Genomic DNA, 25,929 nt, shown 5'->3' on the forward strand with positions numbered 1-25,929 from the left:
ATCATGGAAGAGATGGAAAGAAAAAAGTTGCAGGACAGGTATATTCGCTTCGACTGGGCCATCAAGCGTTTGTTGCGCCAGAAGGCCAATTTCGATGTGCTCGATGGTTTCCTGACCGTCATGCTGAGCGAAGAAATCAAGATCGTCGAAATCCTCGAAAGCGAAGGCAACCAGGAAAGCGCCGACGACAAGTTCAACCGCGTCGACATCAAAGCCTTGAACAGCAAAGGTGAAATCATCCTCGTAGAAATCCAGAACACACGCGAACTGCATTACTTGGAACGCATCCTCTACGGCGTAGCCAAAGCCATCACCGAACATATCTCCATAGGTGAAGGCTACGAGAAAATCAAGAAAGTCTACTCCATCAGCATCCTTTATTTTGACATCGGCATCGGAACGGACTATATCTATCATGGGCAGAATCATTTCATCGGCGTGCATACGGGCGACCACCTGCGTGTCAACACACGCGAACGTGATGTGATCGTCTCGCATCTTCCCGCCGAAATCTTCCCCGAATATATCTTAGTCCGTGTAAACGAGTTCGACAAAGTAGCTCTCACCCCTTTGGACGAATGGATCGAATACCTGAAAGACGGCACGATCCGTCCGGACACGACCGCACCGGGCCTGAAGGAAGCCCGCGAGAAGTTGAAATACTACTCGATGTCGCCCCAGGAACGCCTTATCTACGACCGCCACCTCGACGCCATCATGATCCAAAACGACGTGATCGACACGGCCAAATGGGAAGGGAGAATAGAAGGAATCGCCGAAGGTGAGGCGAAAGGAAAAGCGGAAGGCCTTGCCGAAGGCATGCGTCAAGTCGCTTCCAAGATGAAAAATACGGGGGTAGATATTGCTACCATAGCAAAGTGCACCGGTTTAAGTGAAGAAATAATCCGGTCTTTATGAGGGAGAATCACTCTTTGCCAGCAGCAGCCCGATAGCCGCCTCTATGATCGTATCGCGCCCTTTCATGATATCTTCGCCTGTAATGGAAACTTTGATGTCCGGGTCGATTCCGAACTCCGTATGCTGCTTGTTCACGTCCAGGACCGGGCAGGCCGAGAAACGGACACTCCATCCGTTCGGCAGTTCCGAACTGAAAGGCAGGCCGCTGCCGCCTCCCGTACGGTCGCCCATGATCGTGACTTGCGGAAGAAGGCGCATCACGTTGACAAAATCGTTCGTCGCGCTGTAGGAATGACGGTTGGTCAAGACAATGACCGGGCGCAGCCAACGGATACGGTCCGACGGGGAAAGATAGACCGGTTTGGGTTCGGTGAAATCGTTATGCCCGTTGCCTTTCTTATATTGCGTGTAACCCGTCAGAATCCTTTCTTCAAGGAAACGCGAGGCGATCCGGTCGGAATAGAGCATGGAACCGCCGCCATTGTCGCGCACGTCGAATATCAAACCCTTGCATTCCTTAAAATGCGCGAACATATGATCGAGGTTGTTTTCACCCACGCCGCTCGAAAAACTGCCGTAATAGACGTAGCCGATCTTGTCGTCCGCCAAACGCTTGTACTTCATTCCCCCGGCAATCTTGTAGTCCGTACCGAGATAATTATCCTGTATTTCCTTGTAGTAATTGGCCGGATAATCTTCATACCAGGCCCAATAGCGGGACATGTCGAAAGAGGAAATCAGGTTCGTATGCCCGTCTTTCACCTCGGCAAGCATCTTACCGAGGACATCGAACAGTTCGTACTGGTTCATCGTGTCCTTGACCAACAAGTCATAGCGGTCGTACACGTCGTCCCAATCTACATCCTTGAATTCGAAAAAGCAATAATTCTCATCCATGATCCTCCAGAGCGCCTCGAAGTTCTCGCGGGGAGACGAATTATATTTTGTCGCTTTCTCACAACCGGAGAACAGGAGGCAAAGCAAAAGAAAATAATACTTCATTAAATTAAGAATTAAGAAATTGAAGTTGTTAAATTAATAATTTTAATAGTATGCGCTTTTGTACCGATGCGCTTGCCCCCGAAGACGCTTCCCTCCGAAAGAGACAAACTCTTTCACAAGCCCGATCATAAACGAGTTGGAGAGGACGTGCGTCTTGATGCTGTTCACGTCCGTCCGGTACATGCTGTTCAGGTAGCCGACACGGATCGTAAAATTAGACACCGGCACATCGAGCGTGAAATAGTTCTTCATCGCGAACTTGTTATGGAACGAACTGAACCGCACGACCCCGTCCGCACTGCCTTGTGTCAGGAAATAATACGGTTCGCCCTTATGCACCGAGAAAAGGACGCCGGCAAACGGTATCTCCGCCTGGTAACGGAGCGTGAGCGGGAATTCGGCGATCTTGAAATTATAGATCGCCATAGCCGACAGGTTCAGGTCGAAGTCCGCCTTGCCGGAAACCGGGTTGTTGCTGTTACGCGTATTATAGATAAAACCGCCCGAAAGGCGTGCGGAAGCTCCGGTCAAGACCTTCAATCCGGGCAGCGCTTGCGGGAAACGGTAATGATAGCCCAGGCTGTAATCCACGAATCCGGCATATTCGTTTGCCGTCTCCGCGCCGTTGCGGGTCGAACCGAACTCCACGTTGATCAGTTGCTGGCGGGACACGTTATAGCCTGCCAACCGCACGACCTTCATCCGCTCATTGAGAACCCGCGCTACCCAACCCGTATAATTGATGTCCGTACTGGGCGAGAGATAAGTGTCCCGCAGGTTATAACCGCCGATTCCGACCATCGTGCTCTCGTTGACCGAACGCGGCGCTTCGTCCTCCCCGGACTGAGCCATCAGCGGCAAAGCCAGACAAAGGAACAGAAACATCAGGCAGGTTGTCTTATTCATACGCACTATTCATCAAAAAGTTTCATTTGACCGGTAATCTCGTCGATAATATCCGAATTGCTCCCTTGCCGGGGTAATCCCCCGGCAAGGGAGTCCGCTTCCTCTTCATCGCCTTCATTGCCCTCCTGCGGTTGCGGCGCCGGAGCAAAACGGACGGGATCGAGTTCGTTGATCGTTTCTATATCAAAAGTCGAGATGCGTTTTCCTTTCGCCTTGAATCCTTTCACGGCAATAAATTCTTCCGCATCCAGCACCAGCGGCTCACGGAAGGCGTCATGCCCGCCAAAGACCGCCTCGATCCGCGGATAGACCTCGTCGGTAAGCAACATCAGGCGGCTCTTCGGGTTCTCGCCGAGGAAGTTCTGCTTGCGGCTTCCGGACTCTAACTGGAAACGTTTCAGGTAATAATACTTCTGGTCGGCATCGTAAAGGGCGGCCGTCCAAACTTTATTCGCATCGAACTTCTCGATATTCAATATATTAGGTTCATAATGATTGCTCAGATCGAAGTTGGTCGTATAGAAATCGCCGTTCTGAAGGATCACCAAGATCAGATCGTCACTCTGGAACTCGCCCAACTCTTCCCCGCGCCCGTCATAGTTCAGGCGCAACACGTCGCGGTCGAACCAAACCATACGGCCTCCCAACGTCGAACTTCCTTTCTGCTTCAGGCTGATCTTGTGTATATCCGCCTTTGTCAGGATGTTTCCCATAGAGCCGCGCCCTTTGATCGCGATCTCGCTGAAATCCTTCTCAAAGACAAGCAACTTCTGGCGGGGTTTCGGTTTCAGGATCACCTTCACCGTCTCGGCCTCGCCATTGGCATTGGCGCTGAAATAGAGGATGCGCGAACCTTCCGTCCCTTTGGTAATGTCATATTCCTTATCGCGCGTCACGCCTGTCACGGCAAAGCGCTTGATATAATTATAGCCTGCCTTTCCATCCCGGTAGATCACATTATAGATCGTGCGGCTATCGTTCCGCTTGAAGACATTCAGGTAAAGGATATCCTTGCCGACGAACATCTTTTCGCTCACCTTTACGATTTTGTAGCTACCGCTACGGTAGAAAATGATCACGTCGTCGATGTCGGAACAGTTGCAGACATATTCGTCTTTCTTCAAGCCAGTCCCGATGAATCCGTCAAGGCGGTTGATATACAGTTTCTCGTTCGCCTCGACTACCTTGGTCGCCTCGATCGTGTCGAAGTTGCGCACTTCGGTCATGCGCGGATAGTTCTTGCCGTACTTCTCTTTCAGCATCATGAACCAGTCGATCGTATAATCGACGATATGCGCCAGATGGTCGTCGATCCTGGCAATATCTTCCTTATACTGGGCAATGGTCGCATTGCACTTGTCCGTGTTGAACTTCAGGATGCGTCCCATCTTGATCTCCATCAGTTTCAGGATATCTTCGCGGGTCACTTCACGGATGAAGTGCGGTTTGAACGGGTCAAGGCGTTTGTCGATGTGGGCGACCGCCTCATCCATATCCTTCGCCTCTTCAAATCCCTTGTCCTTGTAGATGCGTTCTTCGATGAATATCTTTTCCAAGGAAGCGAAGAAGAGCGACTCTTCCAGTTCCCCTTTCTGTATTTCGAGTTCGGTGCGGAGCAGGTGCAGCGTGTCGTCAGCCGAATGTTTCAGCACGTCGCTCACCGTCAGGAAGTGCGGCTTGTTGTCCATGATGACGCAACAGTTCGGCGAAATGCTGATCTCGCAATCCGTGAAAGCATACAACGCGTCGATCGTCTTGTCGGAAGAGACGCCCGGAGCCAAGTGCACGAGAATCTCCACGTTACGGGCCGTATTGTCGTCGACTTTCTTGATCTTGATCTTTCCCTTATCGTTTGCTCTCAGGATCGACTCGATCAGAGTGGAGGTTGTCTTCCCGTATGGGATCTCGCTGATGACAAGCGTCTTGTTGTCCAGCTTCGTGATCTTGGCACGCACCTTTACGGAACCGCCGCGCTCGCCGTCGTTATATTTCGAGACATCGATATAGCCGCCGGTCTGGAAATCGGGAAACAACGTAAACGCTTCCCCGCGCAGGTAAGCGACAGACGCGTCCAAAAGTTCATTGAAGTTATGCGGCAATATCTTGGAAGAAAGTCCCACAGCGATCCCTTCCACACCTTGTGCCAGCAGCAAAGGAAACTTGACGGGAAGCGTCACCGGCTCCTTGTTTCGCCCGTCATAGGAAAGTTGCCAGAGAGTCGTTTTCGGGTTGAAGACCGTTTCCAGCGCAAACTTGGAGAGGCGCGCCTCGATATAACGCGGAGCCGCCGCACCGTCGCCGGTGAGGATGTTGCCCCAGTTTCCCTGGCAGTCGACCAGCAGGTCTTTCTGTCCGAGCTGTACCAGCGCGTCACCGATGGAAGCGTCGCCATGCGGGTGGAACTGCATGGTATGCCCGACGATGTTGGCCACCTTGTTGTAGCGTCCGTCGTCCAACCGCTTCATGGAGTGCAGGATTCGACGCTGTACGGGTTTCAGCCCGTCGTTGATATGCGGAACGGCACGCTCCAAAATCACATAGGAGGCATAATCGAGGAACCAATCCTGATACATGCCCGACAAATGATAAGACACCCGGCTTTCCGATTTGCCCGGTATCTTATATTCCGAATGCGTCTCCCGGCTTGCTTCCGTTTCGACAGCTTCATCCCTGTTTTCATCAGCATCCGGTTGTCCTTCCGTATCTTTTATTTCTTCGCTTTCGTCCTGTTCAGTAATATCTTCTGGTCTCATATATCTCTATCCAAATCTTTTGCATCGTCCCAGGCTATGTGGCAATTGCTCATACGCCATAACAGGCTGTAAATATACAAAATATTGCCGAAATAATAAAAAGGAAGAAGAAGAACTGCGGACAAGAACTGCTGGCAAGGCTGCAAAAATTCATCATTTAGCCGTATTCATCACGCCGGCATCCGTATCCTGATTCCAGATTTTCTTTCCGCCGCTCTGGTATTTCCGTCCAAACTGGAGATTCCAGGCGAAGGTGAGGAAGAAGGCGCGGGAACTCTCGTTGACATATGTCTCTTTAAGAGATGACACATATTTATTCCAGGTTTCATTAACCCGCTTGTAGTTGTCGGTAAACGGGTTGACCATTCCCACACCGACAGCGATTTGCTTATGCTTGTACATGACGGACAACATATGCAGATTTTCCCCGCTCGACATGCTCTCGCCCCAGAAACGGTTCCGGCGGTTGTATATCGAGAAAGAAGCTGTCAGATATTTATACTGCGCCATCACTTCCGCCCGGTAATACCAGTTTGTATAGGTATGGTTGTAATCCTTTCCGTCGCTCCGGAAACGATTTACACCGCCGCTCAAGGAGAATTGCAGGATATCCCACAGCATGCCGGCCCGTACATTCAGCTCGCTGTTGAAGAACCGGAACCCGTCCTGGTTTTCATACGTATGCACAAACATGCCGTCCTCGATAAATGTCGATTCCATAATGGCTTTCGGATTCGTCTGGCAGGTCGTGGAGAGGCCGACAGAAACCTTTCCCTTCCGATATTCCATATACAAATTAGTCTGAAAGCGGTTATAAGGATTCAATGCCGGATTTCCCCGCTGTATCTGCATCGAATCGATCATCTGTTCCACTGCGCTCAGTTCGGACAATGCCGGCGGATTATTTACCAAGTCACCATTTAACCGGGCATAAAAATGGTCCGTAAAAGCATAGCGGAGCGAGAAACGGGGACGGAATGTATAGGTCTGGTATCCTTCTTCTCCTTCCTGCTTCAGCCAGGAGCGGCTCACTCCGATCCCCACCGTATAATTCAACCTGTTCCATTTGCCCTGAAACTCGGAATACAAATAGGTGTCCGCCTGCTTCATATTCGTCTTATACTCCAGATTGCCTGCATAGGTGTTATCCGAAAAAGCCTGCGTATGTTTCAACCCGGCGCTTAAACGTCCTTTTTCAAACCCTTTTTCATAGATACCTTCCCCAATCACGGAATACTTATTTCCTCTGACGCCAGAAAAGATATCGGTCAGCAAATCCCCATCCTGCCTTTCCTGATAAGAGCGTTTGGAATCCGTATAAATATAGGTTCCGACTAAGTTAAGCGCCAGAAATTGTTTGTTTTTCAACTGATGCTGGTAGTATAAATCCAGGTATGGCCGATGTGTCGACTGATCCGAATAGTCCTGCATATCCGTCACATGGTCCGGATATTCCACATTGTACAAATCGCTTCTGTAATCCGTATGCGGTTGCATATATCCCCAATATCCCAATTTGGCATTCAACTGATACTTTTCCGGTTCCTGATAGTTATAAGTAAAAGAACCTCCGTGGTTCAACTCTTGCAGGTGTCCCGGTTTTCCTTTCTCATAACGGTTCAGGGAAGTTCCGTCCTTAAAATGAAAGGTCTCTTCATTCGAACGCCAGCAGTCGTAAAAGTCACGCGGACTGGTACGATAGCTAACACTGAATTCAGACTTCTTATGGTTCAAACGGGCGGAAACCGCGTCGTTATGAAATACGATATGCGGAGAGTTCATCATATCCAGGCTGACAGAGCCGCCCGTCTCATGCCGGCGGGTGATATAGTTGAGGACAGCTTCGGCATTTCCATACCGCAAGCCCGGATCTTCGAGGTATTCGATACGGAGGATATCGGCCGGTTGCAAAGCGTTGATATCTTCTGCCGAAACTTTTACGCCATTCATGCAAAGCTGTACAGTTCCGCCTCCCGCCATATCGACCGATTTAGACAACGGATTGACTTGTATGCGAGGCAACATCAATGCCTGTAGCAGATTGATCCCGTTTGTGGAAGCCTCCAATTGCTTCTGGCTGGGGAATACGATTTTACGGTCTGCCTGGTTGACAATGTTGGCAGCCGTCACGGTCACTTCCCGTAGCTGTTGCGTGGCTTCGTCCAATGTCAGTTCGCCCAAATCGACCGACTTGGACAAACCGGCCAGATCCGTAACCAAATCCGTATATCCGATAGCCGAAATAATCAGGCGGTAGTCTCCTTGTTGTACATTGTCCAACTTGAAACTTCCCTTGGCATCCGTGGAAGCCCCTGTCACGAAAACAGAATCCGATGTTTGTAAAACGACATTTGCAAATTCGAACGGAGCCTTGTCCATGCTCCCGTCCAAGACTTTCCCCGTAATCTTTATCTTTTGAGCAAATACAAATCCAACCGATAAAATAAGGCAAACGATTAAAAGACCTATTCTTTTCATGTAACATAGAATTTAAGTGATTATCCAAGGCAAATGTAGGGAGTTTGCCTGCTCCGGCCTCAAATTCCATATGGACAATAAAAAGGGAAGGCCTGTACAACCGGGCACAGGTAACAAGTTGGTTTTAAACAGTATAAATCAACTTAGCATTCAGAGGTGGACACATCTGGAGACTAATATCCCCACAGATAGACATCGACGGGCTGCTCCCTTCCGATCAGTCCGGCTTTTGCCTGATTGATCCTTTCTTTTATCCTTTGTTTGCGCTTCGTAACCGAGGGAGGCGCAATACCATACAGGCGGGCGATAGCAGAAGTGGAAAGCTGCAATTTGATCAGGCAACAGCATTGGATATCCTCTTCTGTCAGCAACGGATAGTTTTGCCGCAAGCGTTTCGTATAATTATTGAAAAGGCGATCCAGGGTTTCGTATACGGATGGCCAGTCGATATCGGACAGGTGCTTGAACTCTCCTTCCTGCAAACGTTTCAGATGTTCGTGCCGGCTGATCAAGATCCCCGACAATTGTTTGGCACAGGTAACAAAGGTTATATTCTGCTCGACCATCCGTTCGTATGCTTCCATCTCGATGCTCTTTTCCGGGACAGTTTGCTGAAGACGGTTCATCTCCTGTTGCAACCTCTGCTTCTCTATCGACAGCAAGTTGTTTTCCTCCCTTATTTGCTCGATCTCCTCCTGACGGTCCCGCAACTGATCGTTCAAATTTCCCTGCCCGTCCAGTTGGGCGGAAAGGGCTTGTATGATCTCCTCATTCCGCCTCATCTGTTGTTCATTCTCGCTCAGAGCAATCCTGTTCAGCCGCATCTGCTCCTTTACCTGTTGCAAATAACGTTCTTTCTTCAAAAGTTTCCGTTGGTACAAATAGACCAGGACGGCGACGACAAATCCGGCAGCCAATAAAATATACAAAATCAGCTGACGCCCTTGTTCTTCCTTTATTTTCAACAGCAGGTTGCTGCGTTCCAGTTTATTTTGGCTCAGGATGCGTTCCTTGTCGATTCCCATCCGGTTGGCTTCCCAGTTCGCAACCATCTCACTGACCATATACATGTCTATCAGATCGACCGGCTGTCCCACCTTTGCCTTATAGGCCGTATGCAACAACTCGGTTATGTAGAGAATGGATATCTTATATTTGTTCTGATAGCTTCTGTCGACAACCGTCTTGCCATATCGATCCAGCCGGTCCAGGCAAGCCCGCACGGAATCCATTTTCCCCAGATTCATCCAAAGGCAAGCATATGCAAATTCTTTCACCGGATAATCATTGTCGCTCGTAAGCGGGAAACGTTTGTAAAAATCATCCAGCAGGGTCCGGATCTCCTCGTTTCGCCCGGTTGCGTTCAGGCAATCTATATAGTTCCGGACAATATAAAACTCCATCCTGTTATTAAATTTCCGAGCCAAACGAACCGCCTCTTCCATATACAACCGCATCGAATCCGTTTTGCCCAATTGAGCATAGCAACAACCTGCCGTATATAATTCGACCATCCTTCTTTCAGAGCCTTCTTCCGTATAAGGAATCACTCTGTTGCTGGCATCTACAGAGAGGCGACGTTCATTCAACAGAAAATACACACGGGCCAATTTCGAGCCTATATCGATAAACCGGGCCGTATCACGCAAGTTCTCGGCGAGCTGCCAGCCCTTCTTTATGTATTCGATCTCTTCCTTCGACTTGTCGCCGGCCCAATTCTTCTGCATCCCGGCCAACACATATGTATAGGGCAAACGCGGAGAATCGATTTCCTCGAAATAGCGCAAAGCATACTGGATAATCGAGTCATTCATCAAACTGCGCTTTTGCCGGTCATGCAACCGTGTAATCCACCAGCCATATTCCGCCTTTAAGCTATCCGGCAAAAGAGCAGGATCGATCCGCTCTTCCAACCATACGGCCAAACTGTCCGGATTATCCATCAAAAGAGCCTCGGCGACTTCATAATCAGGAAAAGGCGCAACCCTTTTTTCACAAGAGACAAGTATCAGAGCGAACAATAACGAACATATATAAACAATATCTTTCATGCGACAAACAAAATCAATTTACAGCAAAGGTAAAAGATTCTCTCTAAAGCCTGACATTTATTGCATTTGTTTGTTGAAATGTACGACCTGTACTGCAACGAAATACAGAACGGCAGATACGGGCTGACTTATACTTGCGGCGCAAACCGGTTTTGCAGATGCAAGCAAAGGACGGGTCAGGAGGCCTTTTGCTCGATATCCCGTTTCCGCTTCAAAGCCTCCAGGAAGTAATAGTCGGCATAATTCAACGGGACATCTATTTCGCCATTATGCGGAATGCTTCCGACGCAATGCATCAGCAAGAAGTTTCCGTTCGTTCCCAATTCAGCCCGGTAAGCCGGAGAAGCCAGACTTTTCATGATCCGGTCGGCATATGCCTTATAGGTTTGCGGTTCAGGCACATCCATCGTACTGATCTCATACAAAGCGGAAGCGATACAAGCGGCAGCCGAAGCATCCCGGTAATCGTCAGGGATGTTCGGAGCATCCATGTCCCAATAGAACACAAGGTCTTCGGGCGTATTCTTATGATTGAACATAAAACGGACCGCTTTTAAAGCCAGGTCGAGATACTTCCGGTCTCCGGTCTCCCGGTAACACAGCGTCAGACCGTAAATGCCCCAAGCCTGTCCACGGCTCCACGCCGATTCGTGGGCATATCCCTGTGCCGTATGGCGGTTGCGTACGGAACCGTCTTTCATGCTGTAATCCACCACATGATAACAACTGCCATCCGGACGATACTGTTCCTTCATGGTGCGGTCGACGTGCGAAACGGCAACCTTATAGAAAGCAGAGTCGCCGGACAACCGTGTAGCGGCAAACAACAGCTCCAGGTTCATCATGTTATCGATGATCACCGGGCACTCCCAGCCCCGTTCCGAAATCCATCCTCTGTCCACGTCCCACGACTGGATAATCCCTGCCACCGGTCGGAAGCGGGTAGACAAGGAACGGGCGGCTTCAACAATCACCTCTTTGTATTCCGGATCGCCCGTCAGACGCAGACCGTTCCCAAAACTGCAATAGATCATAAAACCGACATCATGGTTCCATTTGATATTTTTGGCATCTTTCACCGCTTCCGTGTATTTCTGCGCAAGGGGCAACAGGCTCTTATCTCCTGTCAGCTCATATAAATACCAGACTGAACCGGGAAAGAAACCACTGCGCCAGTCCGCCAGGTTACAATAATAAACGGAACCGTCCGGGTTCAGCGTAGTCGGGTTCATAAACTTGCCGCTCGCCTCGATCAGTTCGATTTCTTTTCCTATCTGTTTATGGGCAAACTCTACGTTCTCTCCAACAAACCCGTTTCCTGTCCCTCCGCAGGAAATCAACGCGACACTGAGTGCCATGCCCATTAAATGCTTCACTTTTATCATATCTATATTATTATTTATTTTTAATGTAATTACTCTTCTATTCTCCCGACAGGAGAACTTTGATTACCTGTACAGGCTCACCCGATACCGATGCCGACAGGATCGTATATCCTTCTATCGGCTTCTCCGCTTCTGTCCCCCTTTTTGCCGCCTTTGTCATAAAAAAAGCATTGGCGGGCGAAGCAATCTTCAAGGAAAAAGATTTACCGTCTTTCCTGAGAATGGCAGTATTTCCCTTGCATTCGACGTCTGCCGAAGTTATTACGGACCATTGTACCGATTGGGACGGCTTCTGCAACCCAACGCTGTCCGTAACCAGTATGCGGGTGTCATCGAGCATACGGAATGTCCGGTAAACAAAACGGCTCTGTCCGGCATAAGCCGTGCTCATATCCATTGTGACAAAAGGTTGAACGGCTTTGTCATCATATTCTTTGATTTCTCCCGTTCCTGCCGAGTTTTGCAATTTATGATCGATCGACAATGTGTTATGGCTGAAGTTTGAATTGCGGAAGTAAGTCCACCGTTGTCCGTCCGGTTTATAGTCCCAGAATCCGGGCAAACTGTAATTGTCCGTTCCCAGATCATCACTCCATCTTATCCCATTCGTCTCTACTATAAAAGTACCGATATCCAACTGCTGGTGCGCCATATCCGGATCGCCGGTTTTAGCTATCAGATAAAGGCTGTTAGGCGTATTCTTATCTCCATTAAAAACAACAATATCGTTTATTCCTCTGTAGACATTCAATTCCGGTAAGGATTCCGAAACGGAAGAGGATGTATCATACCAGGGAATAGACAAAAAATAAAATCTGAAATAATGTCCATTCTGTACGGTTTTCGACAGTACGTTCCGATAAAAAGCAGCAGCTTCCGGCTGATTGAATGCTTTGCTGAAATAGAAATAAATCGGTTCTGCAGCAGGAGCCGTACTGCCGGAATTGGCAAAATTGAAGATCTTGCCGGAAGGGCTTGTGCTGTGCATATAATACAAGACACTCTTATCCACTCCCTGTATTTCCGAAAGCCCGAAATCCTGGCCGAGATTATCATTCAGCGCTTTTAATAAAAGCGACAGGTACATATTCGTATATCCCCAATAAGCAGGGCCTTCGTAGCAGACTCCATCGGGCGCAAAATGTTTCAGGCAATTGGGGATATATTTGACTGCCTGGCCGATAATATGCCGGGTCAGTTCAGGATAATGCTCTTCTACAGCCAATGCGCCTAATACCATTCCGGTATTACACACCACGTTCCAGTTTGTCTCGCGCTTAGCCCAGGAATCACTGTTCCCGGTTTCATATTCTTCTACAACAAGGTCTAACGCTTTGGTCTTAATGGAAGTTACAACCAGCTTTTTTGTAGAAGGTGCGAGCATATCATACAACCAGTCGTAGCCGATAGCAACTGCTGTCGTCATTTCCGCCACATCCAGATAGTGGACAGGGTCCCAGTCCTGGTAATTGCAAACGTGGACCAATTCTTTTTCCGCCTTCTCCGCAAAACGTCTGTCTCCGCTCAACCTGTAGGCCAGGGCCAGGTTGACCATCCGGTAAACCTGTTCACGACTGACAGGCAGTATGTCTTTCGTGTTTTTTATTTTCTGTCGAGGATCTTCCTGAGGAAGAACCGACAACAAACGTTCCGCCTCTTTCATCAGGCTGGCGCGTAAGCTATCCAATAAAGGTTCTGTTCCGAACAAATCACGAACCCGCTGTTCCTCTTGCTTGCTGAAGAGCAACCTGGGATGTTGGCGCAACTCTTTTCCGGGTTGCCGGACAGGGAGATTCCGCCCCATCGCTACAAAGGAAAACAAAAGGAAAAATAAACCTACTATATTACTCAATCTCATAAACACATAAGTTAAAGGGATTTAATGATCCAAATAAAGGAGACACAGCGTTCACAAAGCCTTCATTATATGCCAATCAGAGCTCCATGACTCTGTGTCTCCATGCTACTATATCAAACTTAACACAACTGCTTAATCAATCGAGGCTACCAACCCGGATTCTGTGTCAACTCTTTATTTCGTTCCCGTTCCACACCGGGTATAGGCCAAAGCATATCACGTTCGGTAAACAGATGGGTATAGATCGGTTCGCCATAGATATTGATCGCATCGACATTGTCAAGCACTTTACGGGCAATCTCATATCCCCAACGGCGCAAGTCACTGAAACGATGTCCTTCCCCGGCAAGCTCGACGGCACGCTCCTTGCGTATCCGTTCGGCCATCTGCTCTTTGCTGTTGACAGCCATCCATGCGGGACCTGAGTTCAAACCTGGCATACCGACACGTGCACGCACCTTGTTGAATTCGGTCACGGCCTTGTCTAACTGCCCCGCCTCGTTATAGGCCTCGGAGAGCATCAAGAGAACGTCGGCAAAGCGGATCAAGGGGAAAGCGAACGGTGTATGCAAACGGTTACTGATCGCACCGCCCTGATCTCCTTCGGTCACGAACTTCCGATAGAGATAAGAGACCCAACCTGCGTTGTTTTGGATCGTACCACCATTGGCATTCCCAGCCAGGTCATGATCTAAGGCAAAGATCAAATCCACATTAGTAGTACGGCCAATATTTCCCATATAGTGTGAATAAGGGACGATTACTGTAGCCATCAATCTCGGATCACGACAAGTATAAGCACTCAGTATCTTGGCCGTATCCGCTTCGCGAAGCCCCACGATAGCTCCTCCTTCCATCTCGATACTGAGAAGATCTTTACGTTCATCAGGAGACATGGCATTATAACCGGGGAAAATATCATCCCAATTGAAGGGGCGGCCATCTTTGAACTCATACATATCCACCAATTGCGTGGAAGGAACCGTATTATTCCAGCAGCTCCCATAGGCACCACGACAACCCATCAGGGCCTGTATTTGCATACCATACTCGGTGCCGACACCACTCTTGTTCTGGATCGAAAAGACCGTTTCCGGACTTTTGGCTCCGTTATAGAGTTTGAATACACGGGCGTAATCGTCGTCGAGGGCATAGCCATAGTTATCGGACTTGTTATAGACGATTTCTTCAAAATCGTTGATGGCAGATTGCCACTCTTTGTCGTAAAGATGCACTTTACCGCGAAGGGCGTAAGCAGCACCTTTAGTAGCACGCCCATATTCACTGGCGGCATGTTCAACAGGGAGGTACTTGATCGCTTCGTCCAAATCTTCCAAAATATGGGCACGTACCTCTTCGAGGCTGCTTCTCAGCTGCTTCAGGTTCATAAACTCCTCGTTGACATTAGTCGATTCGTCATAGTAGGGAACCCCACCGAAAAGATCTGTCAAGGAAAAGTAGAACATCGCACGCAAGAATTTGGCTTCCGCCACGTACTCATCGATCTGTTCGTCCGTGATGATACCACGCATGCCCTTTACCGAACGTATAAAGGTATTGACACGATGTATACCGTCATAGAAGGTCTGCCAATGATTTTGTATTGTTCCGTCACGGTCTGTATAGGTCGACAGGAACATCATATAATAGTTATACCCGTAAGCGATATCTCCCAAATGGTCGAAGCAGAACTGGTAACCGTACGCCTCGTTCAGGCGCAGCATACCATAGATTCCCATCAAGCCTTGATGAGCATGATCGCCGGTCTTGTAAAATGTTCCTTCGTTGACTTTGTCTCCCGGATAGGTTTCCAAATCATAGCAACCGGTGAACGTCATGGCTGCTAAAAGCATTGTTGCCAAATAGATTATGATCTTTTTCATGTTTTCAACTATTTAAAATGTAAGGTTTAAACCAAATGTTGTTAATCGCATAGTCGGATATTTCGTGCCCGACACCTCAGGGTCCAATCCCTTATATCCCGTAAAGGTCAGAGCATTGTCGATGCTGACATATAAACGGAAGTTATCGATCAGGAGTTTTTGCGAGAGATGTTTCGGAACCGTATATCCCAACTGGACGTTTTTCACCCTCAGGTAAGACTTGTCCTGTACCCAGAAGTCACTTGCCACCCGGTTGCGTCCGTCAGTATAGTTCAACAGGCGCGGATAAGTGGCATCCGTACGGCCCGGATACCAACGTCCGTCTGCAATGGTCTTGTTGATTTGGTTACCCCGGCGCACTTGCGGCCAATAGCTGGCGCCATCCAATCCGCTCCAGTACGTTTTCAATCCGGTAGCACCTTGCAGGATACAACTGAAATCCCAGCCTTTCCAGTTGGCGCCGAAATTAAATCCGAAAGTGAATGTCGGGTTGGTACCATTACCGACTTTGATCTTATCGTTGTCAGTGATACATCCGTCCCCATCGATATCCTTATATAAGAAATCTCCGTATTCCGGCTTCTTGTATTGCTTGAAGGCATCCGGATTATTCGCTTCCATAGCTTCCACTATCGCCATATCTTCTTCCGTCTGGATGATCCGGTCTACCGAAAGCACATACTGGACATTGATCGGTTCACCTTCCAGGATCATGTTGGTTCCGTTCAAAGACATTTCGTCACCTTTGAACTTCGTCACTTTATTTTTGACAAATGAGAAATTACCTCCGACAAAATAGTTGACAGAACCGACTTTGTCGTTCCAGTTCAAGCTCAACTCGACACCCTGATTGCGGACTTCAGCCGCATTGGATTTAGGAACGGTAGCATTACCATGTACCAATGGCGCCGGCAGTTCGATTAAAATTCCTTTGGTGTTTTTGACGAAAGCATCGACGGTTCCGCTCAATTTAGAGAACAGGGCAAAGTCCACACCAAAATTCGTGACATAAGAGGTTTCCCAAGTCAATGCCGCATTCGAAAGAGCGCGTTGCGCCATACCGATCTGCAAGGCGTCGTTCAAGACATAATTAGAGGCCTGGTAATACAACTGATAGTCATAGTTGCCCACGGCATTGTTTCCCAACGAACCATACGAAGCACGAAACTTCAACTGGTTAAGCCATGAGATATCTTTCATGAAGGCTTCCTGTTCCATACGCCAGCCCAAAGAGAAAGAGGGGAAATAGCCCCAACGATATTTTTGGGCAAAACGGGAAGAGGCATCGGCGCGGAGATTGGCTTCCAATAAGTATTTCTCGTCCCAGTTCAAATTGACCCGGCCGAAGAATGAACGCATGGACCAATTGGAGTAAGTACCCGTCGCCGTCGCATTGGCAGTGGCGGCATTCAACTCCGTCAATTCCGAAGAGGTCAACTTCTCCTTGGAGGCCTCAAACCAGTTGTTACGATAGGCTTCCTGGCTGGCGCCGACCGTTGCCTGGATGTTCAACCGGTCGATGTCGGTTTCATATCTGACCAACCCGTCCATATTGTTGCGGACAGTCTTGTTGTTGCGGTTAATAACCTTCGAAACTCCGGTTCCGGCAATCTGCAACGTATTGTCATACAAATTCCACAGATCATGAAAAACCGGTTGCTGGTACAGGAACTGGTCGGAAAAAGCATAAGTCCAAGATCCTTCGATCGTCAGCCCTTTCAACGGCCTCAACTGGGCATAAAAACGAGAAACGATGTTATTGGTCGTGCGATTTCCTTTTACGTCGTTCAACATCTTCAAGACATTGTTGGAGCTACTCTGCGGGTCGTCTTCCGGATTGTTTACACCTCCATACCGGCCATCAGGCGCCTGGTAGCAGATACCCGGCGTAGTAGCTTGCATATAGGTATAGAAATTGTCATTCGATTCGGTCTTCAACAAACCCAACTCCTCTTTTCCACGCGTCCCGTAAGCATTGACACCTATGGTAAACCAATCTTTTACTTCCGCATCCAGATTGACACGGGCGCTGTAACGTTCGTACCCGGAATTTTCCATAATACCGGGATTTTTCATGTAATTGCCGGATATATAATAGTGAATCTTGTCAGACCCTCCGTTGATATTGATCGTATGGTTCTGCATCCATCCGGTCTGGAACAGAGCGTCCTGCCAGTCAGAGTTCGGATATTTGACAGGATCACTGTCACCGGCAGCCCGCCACTCGTCGATTTTCCCCTGGCTGAAGATAGCGGGGAGGTCGCTGTTGAGCTGCCCTTCGTTATACAATTCCATATAATCGGCATAATTGGAGACCAAATCGATATGGTTCGCCACTTTCTGCATCGTGACATAACCGTTATAAGAGATTTTCGCCTCACCTGATTTTCCTTTGCGGGTAGTGATCAGAATGACACCGTTTGCCGCACGGGAGCCGTAGATGGCAGAAGAAGCGGCATCCTTCAATACCGAAATACTTTCTACGTCTTGCGGGTTGATATTATTCATGCTGGCTTCCACCCCGTCGATGATTACCAACGGATTGGAATCGTTTAGCGTACCCTGCCCGCGTACACGGATCGTCGCCCCGTCGTTACCGGGACGTCCGCCATTACCGGCTGTTACGGAAACACCGGGGGCCATACCGGCAAGTCCGGCGGAGAGTGAAGTGATCGGACGGCTGTCGACCATCTTGCTCATATCGACAGAAGCGACCGCGCCGGTCATATTCACCTTCTTTTGCGTACCATATCCCACAACTACCACTTCATCCAAAGCTTGTGAATCTTCTTTCAGCAGGACCGTGAAAGAGGTCTTTCCGTTCACCGGAATCGCCTGGTCTATATAACCGATATAAGAAACGGTCAATACGGCATTCGAAGATACCTGCAAAGAGAAACGACCTTCCATATCCGTAACTGTCCCGTTCGTGGTCCCTTTTTCCACTACGTTGGCGCCGACTACCGGGCCGAGTGCATCTTTTACAGTTCCCGTGATCGTGACTTTCGATTGCTGGAATAATGTCACAGCGTGTTTTTCCGTCACTTCCTCCCCGGCACTAACCGGATTGGCCTGGGTAACTCCTGTCGACAAGAATAGTGTGGCCATTCCTGCAAACATCGTTTTCCTAAAGAAAGGAATGTTTAAATCATTCATCATGAATAGGTAGATTTAGATTAATAAATTTTGATAAACTCTGGGGGCAAATGTAGCCGGGCATAAAAAAACGGATCTATACAAAGCGTCCGTTTCTTATATACACACAGTCCAAATAGAAGATTTAACTATTTGAATATAAACGATTAGCTGTTCTATGTAGTTTTTACTGCTCTTTTTTCCTGAATTGAGCGGGCGATACTCCGAACTTCGCTTTAAAGCATCGGCTGAAATATACAGTCGAGGCAAATCCTAACCGGTCCGATATTTCATTCACCAGCAAATCCGGTCGTTCCTGCAACAGGGTTGCCGCACGGTTGATGCGTTGGTTTTGTATAAATTCGCTGGGAGTCATTCCGGTCAGGTTCTTGACTTTTGTAAAGAACGAACTACGTCCCATATTCAACTCGCGGGCAAGAACATTGACATCAAAGTCCGGCTCCCCCATCCGCCGATCGACGATCTCCACAATCCGGTTCAAAAGCTGCTGGTCCAAAGAAGTCGTAGCCAGCAACTGCACATCGAAGTCAACCTGTTTTGTCAACCGGGACTTCAACAACAAACGGTTCCGGATCAGATTATTGCAGCGCATCAACAATACTTTTGCATGGAAAGGCTTGCTGATATAATCATCCGCTCCCTGTTGAAGCCCCTCTATGTTATATTCGACAGAATCGAGAGCCGTCAGCAAAACGACCGGAATATGGCATAAATCGATATTATTCTTGATTTTCATGCACATCTCCATGCCACTCATCAAGGGCATCATGACATCGCTGACAACCAGATCCGGCTTTTCCTCATTCGCCTTCCGCAAGCCTTCTTCCCCATTCCGGGCTAATATAACCTGATAGAAAGGGGCAAAAAGCGTATTCAATATCTGTAGCAATTCTTCATTGTCCTCGACAATCAGGACTTTATAAGAGCCAGCCTTCAAACCGGGGAAGGCTTTATCCATTTCTTCATATTCTTCGGGGGAAATGGAATCCGGCAAAGATTCTCCCTTAATCATCGGTTCGTCCGGGCTTTCCAGAAGAACCGCATTCTTATCATTTTCAAAATGGACCTTTCCCTTCAATAACGTGACTGTAAATATCGTTCCATAGCCGACCTGGCTCTGCACCGCGATATCCCCATGATGAAGATGAATGATATTCTTGCTTAAAGCCAGTCCGAGCCCTGTACCGGGATTGGCTCCCGCGACCTGTTTCCCGTTTTCGGCCTGATAGAAGCGGTCAAAGATATGCGATACGTCATCTGCCGAAAGCCCGATACCCGTATCGATCACTTTTATACGGACCTCATTTTCATCCGAGGACACATGCAATTCTATCGTACCTCCCGGCTTCGTATATTTGAAAGCGTTCGACAAAAGATTGTAAAACACTTTCTGCAACTGATTGGAATCAAACCATAACAACAGATTCTCCTCTGCATTCTGAAAATTAAATGTAATGGATTGTTGGGCCGCTAACTCACAATAGGAAAGATAAATATCTTTCAGAAACGGAATCAGGTTCTGTTCGCAAACATGCAACGAGACATAATTTTGCTCTAACTTCCGGAATTCCAACAGCTCGGAAATCATATTCCTCATCCGGTTTGCATTCTTGCTGATCTTAATAATCCGGTTATACAAGGTCGGAGGAAGGGAAGAACTCTGAAAAAGCATATCTATCTGGCTGATAATAAGAGTCAGAGGCGTCCGGAACTCATGGCTGATGTTGGTAAAGAAACGTAGTTTCGCCTGGTTCAACTCTTCGTTACGCTCTTTCTCTTCCCGTTCCTTTTCAAGGGACAACGCCAGTTTACGCCGGGCATTCAGAATCCGTGCAGTCAGATAAGTGATCGTAAAGACAGTCAGGACATACAGTGCCCACGCCCAACCCGTTTTATACCAGGGTTGGGCGATCTGGATATCCAGAGATATTTCACGGCGGTTCATCAAATGCTGGGACAGATTCTTTTCACGAACCAGCAATGTATATTTGCCGGGATCCAGGTTCGTATAATAAATACTGGAAGAAGAGGTGGAAACCCAATCATGATCAAAACCGACTAACCGGTATTGATATTCATTATTCTTTTGGATATCGATATAATTGGTGGTAGCGAAGTTTATAATCAGATTGTTTTGCTTGTAGTTCAGCCGGATCGATTTGCTGAAAGGAAAAGCCTCCTTCAGTATGCCTCCCGAAACGGCTCCCGGATAGATTCTCTTATTATGAATATATAGCTCTGAAAAATATAAGGAGTAATTCTTTTCCGTCTTATCGAGGTCCTCCCGGTAAAAAGAGGTCAGTCCGTCATTCCCTCCGACAAAGAGTTCATTATTCCGGCAGACCAGAATACCGCAGCCATCCGCAATGGAAGTGATCGGCAAATTCGCCCCTAACGTCGCAAACCGGGTACTTCCGCTGAAAGGATTCAGGAAAGTGACTCCCTTATCACTGGTCACCAGCAACTCTTCCGAATTGGTCTCTGCGACATTGTAACAATAATTGCTCAATAGATGTCCGCTTTCCTGCGAATAATGGATAAAGGAATCGGTCTGTTTGTCATACCGGTACAGGCCGCCTCCCAAAACCACGAAATAGATATCCCCGTCGCGGGTAGTCATGATCCGTTTAGGTTCGAAGTGGATGCCATAGCTGGGCAAAGCATAATGTTTCTGGTTATCCGGATGGGCCAGCTCTATCCTGTATAGAGAAGTCCCGATCAAAATCCATAAGTTTTCTTCCCTGTCGATCGTAAAGCTCTGGGCGTTTCTGCATAGCCATTGGAACCGGTCCGTATCGAGATCCATAACAAAAGTTCCGTTCATCGCGCTTACATACAACTTATCGTTATGAATCATCATGTGGAAGATGATGCCGTCCGGCTTTATGTCTCCTTCCCTGTAATCATCCAGGTAGTTATGAAAAATACCGGTTTTTATATCGTAGCGGGTAAGTCCTCCGTGATGCGTGCCGATATACAAACGGTTCCGCTTCCCGTCATATGCAATGCATTTCAGGTTATTCTGCAATACGGAATTACGGTGACCGGCAGTGAAATATTTAAAGGTTCGTGTCTTACGATCCATGAAGTTCAATCCGCCCCCTTCGGTACAAATCCAGATGTTCCCTTCTTTATCTTCCGCCAGATTCCCGACAAACGAATAGTTCAGGCATTCCTTTCGCAAAGGGTTATCCGTATAATGGGCGAATATTTCCCTTTCCGCATTAAAATAGTTCACACCTCCATAATAAGTGCCTACCCATATCGTTTCCTGAGCATCTATATAAACAGAGAAAACAGAAGAGTGTGACAGGCTACCCGGCAAATGATCCTGTTGATATACTGTAAACTGGTTCGTGTAGGGGTTATATTTATGCAGCCCCATAAAAGTACCGAACCAGATATTCCCAAACCGGTCTTCGGCAAAGCTCCGTATTTGGCTGTTTTCTATATGGAAAGGTGCGGGATTACTCTCCGAATACCAAGTGATCAGCTCATCTTGCGTGATCCTGTACAAGCCACCGGTACGGCAACCGGCCCATATCTCGCCCGTAGAACTTTCAAATAAGCGGTAAAACTCAGGCCCTTCAATCAGACAACGGACTTTTTTATCCTCCTCGATCACATACAGGCCTTCATAAGTTCCGATCCAAATCTTCTTCTCCGAAATCAGCAGGCTGGATATATCGGGGGTGTTTGTCTTCGCATAAAGTTGCAGACTATCCCTTTTTTCATCATACCGGCAGATCATATCGTCATACCCCGTCCATATGTCACCATTTGCCGAGGTAACCGTTTTCGCCTTACAACCGCCGACAACACAAAATTTCTCTTCCCGTATATCATACCTCACCAACGAGTCGCAGGTCCTAAAGAAAATATCCCCTTGCCTGTTTCCGGTGAGATGGTCGCATTCATGTCCGAGCAAAACATTTATGGAACTTTCCGGGTCCAGGTTCTCCCAGCCTTTATACACCCGCATCCGTTCTCCGTCATAGATACTGACACCTTCGCGCGTACCGAACCACATGCGTCCCAAACAGTCCTGATAAATCGACATAACAGAGACCTGCGACAAACCGTCACTCATGCCAAGGTGTTTAAAATAAACCGGATAGACCACTTGGTGTATGAATACAAAACACAACAACAGTAGCAGCTTTTTCATATCTTATTTACACAAACTGATAAAATAGTTTTCTCGTTCCTCAACACAAAGATAACGATATTTATATGATATCATATTCAGGTGAGCAAAATACTATCTTTACATCTTTTCTCAAACAAGCTCCCTCCACTCCTCGTCAGTCAACTGTTGCAGCGGGTCGTTTTCGGTGATAAAACGGTCTGACAGATCGCTTTTCCGTTCCTGTAACCGGCGGATTTTTTCTTCGATCGTACCGGAGGTGATGAAACGGAAAACAAATACCTGCTTCTGTTGTCCGATACGATGCGCACGGCTCTCTGCCTGCATTTCGGCCGCAGGGTTCCACCACGGGTCCAGGATAAAGACATAATCGGCATCAGTCAGGTTAAGCCCTACGCCTCCGGCTTTCAGGGAGATAAAAAAGGCGGAGACCTCTTTATTCCGGGAGAAACGGGCAATCTCGCCTTCCCGGTCCGTCGTACTTCCGGTCAGCAACGCATAGTCCCAGCCACGCGCTTCGAACTCGGCGGCAAGAAGTTTCAGATGGGTGACGAAGGATGAGAATATCAGCACCTTATGCCCCTCGCTCAACAAAGTTTCATAGGCTTCCAACACCTGATCCATCTTCCCGGAACTTCCCGTATATTCCGGAAAAATCATACCGGGATGATTGGCAAGCTGCCGGAGACGGGTGATGCCGTTCAGGGCGATAATTTTGTTCTTATGCCATTCTTCAAGCAAAGAGTTACGCAACGTATTTTTCTCTTTCGTATAAACTTCCTGTTGTTCTTCCGACATTCCGCAATAAACCACCTCTTCCATCAGCGGCGGCAATTCGGGTGCGACCTGCTCTTTGGTGCGGCGGAGGAAAAACGGACGTATCAATTGCTGTAACCGCTGCCGGGCACGTTCGTTGCCTTCTTTTACAACCGGATTGATAAAACGGTTCCTGAAATCCGCCAGCGATCCTAATAAGCCGGGATTGATGAAGTTAAACTGGGTCCACAAGTCTTTCAGTGAATTTTCAATCGGAGTCCCGGTCAACACCAACCGGTTGTCGCTCTTAAGACGCATGACGGCATGATAAGAGACCGAGTCGGGATTTTTGATGTTCTGGCTTTCATCCAGTATCACATATTTGAAGGCATAGTTTTCCAGCAATTCAATATCCCGCCGCAGCAGCCCGTAAGTCGTCAATACTACCGGATAACGGTCGAACTTCTTCCACGGCTCACGGCTCCGCTGGTCTCCGGCATATTCGTACACCCGCAACGAACTGAACCGCTGTATCTCCCTTTTCCAGTTTGGCAACAAGGAGGCAGGGACGACAATCAGCGAAGCCTGCACCTTTTCCGGCACAGCCGTACATACCGGCACGGAATCGGGAGACAAACTCCGGAAATCGGATTGCTGCCCGCATCCTTCATCCGCAAAAAGAGAAAGCTGCCCGAACTTGTCTGCTGCATAAGCAGACGGTAGCGGCATCTGTTCCGTTTCAATCGTCCTGGGTTCCGACGGATCATACAGATATTGTAACAACGTAATGGTCTGCAAAGTCTTTCCCAACCCCATATCGTCCGCCAGGCAACCTCCGAAGCCATTGGCGGCCAGATGCGCCATCCATGTAAAGCCTTCCCGTTGATAAAGACGGAGGGTTGCACGTATCCGGGGAGGAACCGGGATATCTTCTTTTTTCACATACTCTTTCGAGGTGGCCGGAACAGTGTTATCTCTCAACCCGTCGACCAGCCCTAAATGCATCTTGCGCACACGCAACTTTCCTTCCTGCTCGCTACTAAAGCTAAAAAGGTCGCCGTATTTTTCAAACCATTCTTCCGGCAGCAAAGCCACCTTCCCGTCAGGCAGTTTGAACAAACGGTCTCCTTCCAGGATATGCTTCCGGAAAAGGATAAACGGAAATACATGTTCCCCGATCCGGACGGTTATACGAATTTCAAACCAGTCCGGCGTATCTGTAATATCCTGTTCCAAAAGAATATCTCCCACAAAATAGGTCATACCGGAACCGCCACCGACATTCAAAGTAAAATAAGCCTCCAACTCCTCTTTATGATCGTGAAGCCATTCGACCAGCGCATATTCCGATACACAGCCGGCACGTGAGAACTGCGTATCTCCCACTTGCGTGAAACCAAAGCCGCCCAATAAATCCAAGCACTCTTGCTCCTTCCCCTGATTACGTTTGAAATAGCGGACTACGGGTTTTCCCGCTTCTTCCTCCAAACGCGGATAGCAACGCTGCATCGCCTGCCTGGGAGAAAAACAGGCATCGCCATAATAAAAGCGCAACTGCAAAAGCGGACGATCCAAAACAGAAGGTGAAACCGACAGTTCCGCCACACAGGGCCGGTATTCCACTATCATATCAAAACCCGAAGCACTGACCGGATAACGGACCATCATCGGCAAGACGATCTTCTCCAGATACCGGCGCGTCTCGGAAGCGGGGACTTCCACAAATGTCTTTTCCAGGAAAGGATTCAGCCGCGGCATCTCGATCCGTTTGAATACAAGCAGATCGCGTCCCAAGACCAATATGGCGGGCCGTGCACACAAAACAAGTACCGGTTTCTTCCTTTGCAGCGGGATCAAACGTCCTTCCGACTCACACTCCACCGCGTAGCGAAAGACTTGTTCCGTCAGTTCAAACCTGAACGAGGCCTCGGCCAAAGTGACGGGGATAAAAATCCGGTGATGCTCGTATAGGAGTTTAGTAGCCGTTTCCCTGATATACAAAGGGATGGCTGATGCTTGGAGCAGTTCGACAATCTCCCGTTGCTTCCGGTCGATATAGTTCCGCACCGGCTCTCTCCGGGCAGGATCGGAAAGCTTCGTCAGAAACGCATTTACGGTCCGTTCCTTCGAATACACTTTCATCAAATTCTTTTCGGAATAACACTGGGACAGGGTAATGATCTTTTTCTCAGCCGTAGACAAGCGGCTTTCTTGTATAAATGTAGCTTTCTCCTCCGCCTCGAGCACACCCGGCGAAACTTCTCTTGCCAAATACGGGATCAGCAGCGGACCGAAAACAGGATGATTATTAATCGTTACTATTAGCTGGTGGCCTTCAGACATATCTTTTCCTTCAATCTTGCAAAGATAGAGGGCTTTTGTCGATCTGGCAAAAGATCGCCCGGAATTTTCTTCCATACGCACTTCCCCTTATTGTCATATTCCTAAAAAAGCTGCTGGTTCAAATCGAAACTACTACCGCATCTAATTCGGTTTTCTACCCCATAGAATCCGAATGGGTCTTGTTCACATTTGCTGCCTTATACACAAATCATCATTCTTTTGAGAAGTTCTATGCTTGCTCGTCCATAACACATTCTTTTAATCATCTTTAATTTGTTGACAAATCCTTCGGT

General features: G+C 48.2%; 12 protein-coding genes. 1 reads left to right on the plus strand and 11 read right to left on the minus strand.

The window, feature by feature from the left end:
* Nucleotides 1–918, plus strand: a 918-nt coding sequence (locus H8S65_RS18905; RefSeq protein WP_366498181.1) for an Rpn family recombination-promoting nuclease/putative transposase, incomplete at its 5' end; no start/stop codon positions are given.
* On the opposite strand, the gene H8S65_RS18910 is transcribed toward H8S65_RS18905, so the two are convergent.
* The 11 genes from H8S65_RS18910 to H8S65_RS18960 all read right to left on the minus strand — a co-directional run bounded on the left by H8S65_RS18910 (nt 913) and on the right by H8S65_RS18960 (nt 25,711).
* Nucleotides 913–1,920 carry a S41 family peptidase gene (locus H8S65_RS18910; RefSeq protein ID WP_186931386.1) on the minus strand — a complete coding sequence of 336 codons (1,008 nt, stop codon included), beginning with the start codon at nt 1,918–1,920 and terminating at the stop codon, nt 913–915. The genes H8S65_RS18905 and H8S65_RS18910 overlap by 6 nt on opposite strands.
* Before the next feature lie 42 nt (nt 1,921–1,962).
* Nucleotides 1,963–2,826 (minus strand): DUF3316 domain-containing protein, encoded by an 864-nt coding sequence (locus tag H8S65_RS18915; protein WP_186931387.1) that lies wholly within the window; start codon nt 2,824–2,826, stop codon nt 1,963–1,965.
* Between the two features lie 5 nt (nt 2,827–2,831).
* A complete protein-coding gene (locus H8S65_RS18920) occupies nt 2,832–5,579 on the minus strand; it encodes a DNA gyrase/topoisomerase IV subunit A (RefSeq protein WP_186931388.1) in 2,748 nt (915 codons plus the stop codon).
* A gap of 153 nt (nt 5,580–5,732) precedes the next feature.
* Complete coding sequence (locus H8S65_RS18925; protein ID WP_186931389.1) at nt 5,733–8,057, minus strand: TonB-dependent receptor; 2,325 nt, start codon at nt 8,055–8,057, stop codon at nt 5,733–5,735.
* A 173-nt stretch (nt 8,058–8,230) separates the two neighbouring features.
* Nucleotides 8,231–10,108: a helix-turn-helix transcriptional regulator gene (locus tag H8S65_RS18930; protein ID WP_222616318.1), complete on the minus strand. Its 1,878-nt coding sequence runs from the start codon at nt 10,106–10,108 to the stop codon at nt 8,231–8,233.
* 176 nt (nt 10,109–10,284) lie between these two features.
* Complete coding sequence (locus H8S65_RS18935) at nt 10,285–11,493, minus strand: glycoside hydrolase family 88 protein (RefSeq protein WP_186931390.1); 1,209 nt, start codon at nt 11,491–11,493, stop codon at nt 10,285–10,287.
* Between the two features lie 37 nt (nt 11,494–11,530).
* Nucleotides 11,531–13,351 (minus strand): DUF4962 domain-containing protein, encoded by a 1,821-nt coding sequence (locus tag H8S65_RS18940; RefSeq protein WP_186931391.1) that lies wholly within the window; start codon nt 13,349–13,351, stop codon nt 11,531–11,533.
* A gap of 146 nt (nt 13,352–13,497) precedes the next feature.
* Nucleotides 13,498–15,234 (minus strand): RagB/SusD family nutrient uptake outer membrane protein, encoded by a 1,737-nt coding sequence (locus H8S65_RS18945; RefSeq protein ID WP_186931392.1) that lies wholly within the window; start codon nt 15,232–15,234, stop codon nt 13,498–13,500.
* Between the two features lie 12 nt (nt 15,235–15,246).
* On the minus strand, nt 15,247–18,393 hold the full coding sequence (locus tag H8S65_RS18950; protein WP_186931393.1) for a SusC/RagA family TonB-linked outer membrane protein: 3,147 nt from the start codon (nt 18,391–18,393) through the stop codon (nt 15,247–15,249).
* Nucleotides 18,394–18,556: 163 nt separating this feature from the next.
* A complete protein-coding gene (locus H8S65_RS18955; RefSeq protein ID WP_186931394.1) occupies nt 18,557–22,558 on the minus strand; it encodes a hybrid sensor histidine kinase/response regulator transcription factor in 4,002 nt (1,333 codons plus the stop codon).
* 111 nt (nt 22,559–22,669) lie between these two features.
* Nucleotides 22,670–25,711 carry a DEAD/DEAH box helicase gene (locus H8S65_RS18960; protein WP_255489320.1) on the minus strand — a complete coding sequence of 1,014 codons (3,042 nt, stop codon included), beginning with the start codon at nt 25,709–25,711 and terminating at the stop codon, nt 22,670–22,672.
* Nucleotides 25,712–25,929: the final 218 nt, after the last annotated feature.

It is taken from the genome of Parabacteroides hominis, from assembly GCF_014287585.1.
GTDB lineage: Bacteria > Bacteroidota > Bacteroidia > Bacteroidales > Tannerellaceae > Parabacteroides > Parabacteroides hominis.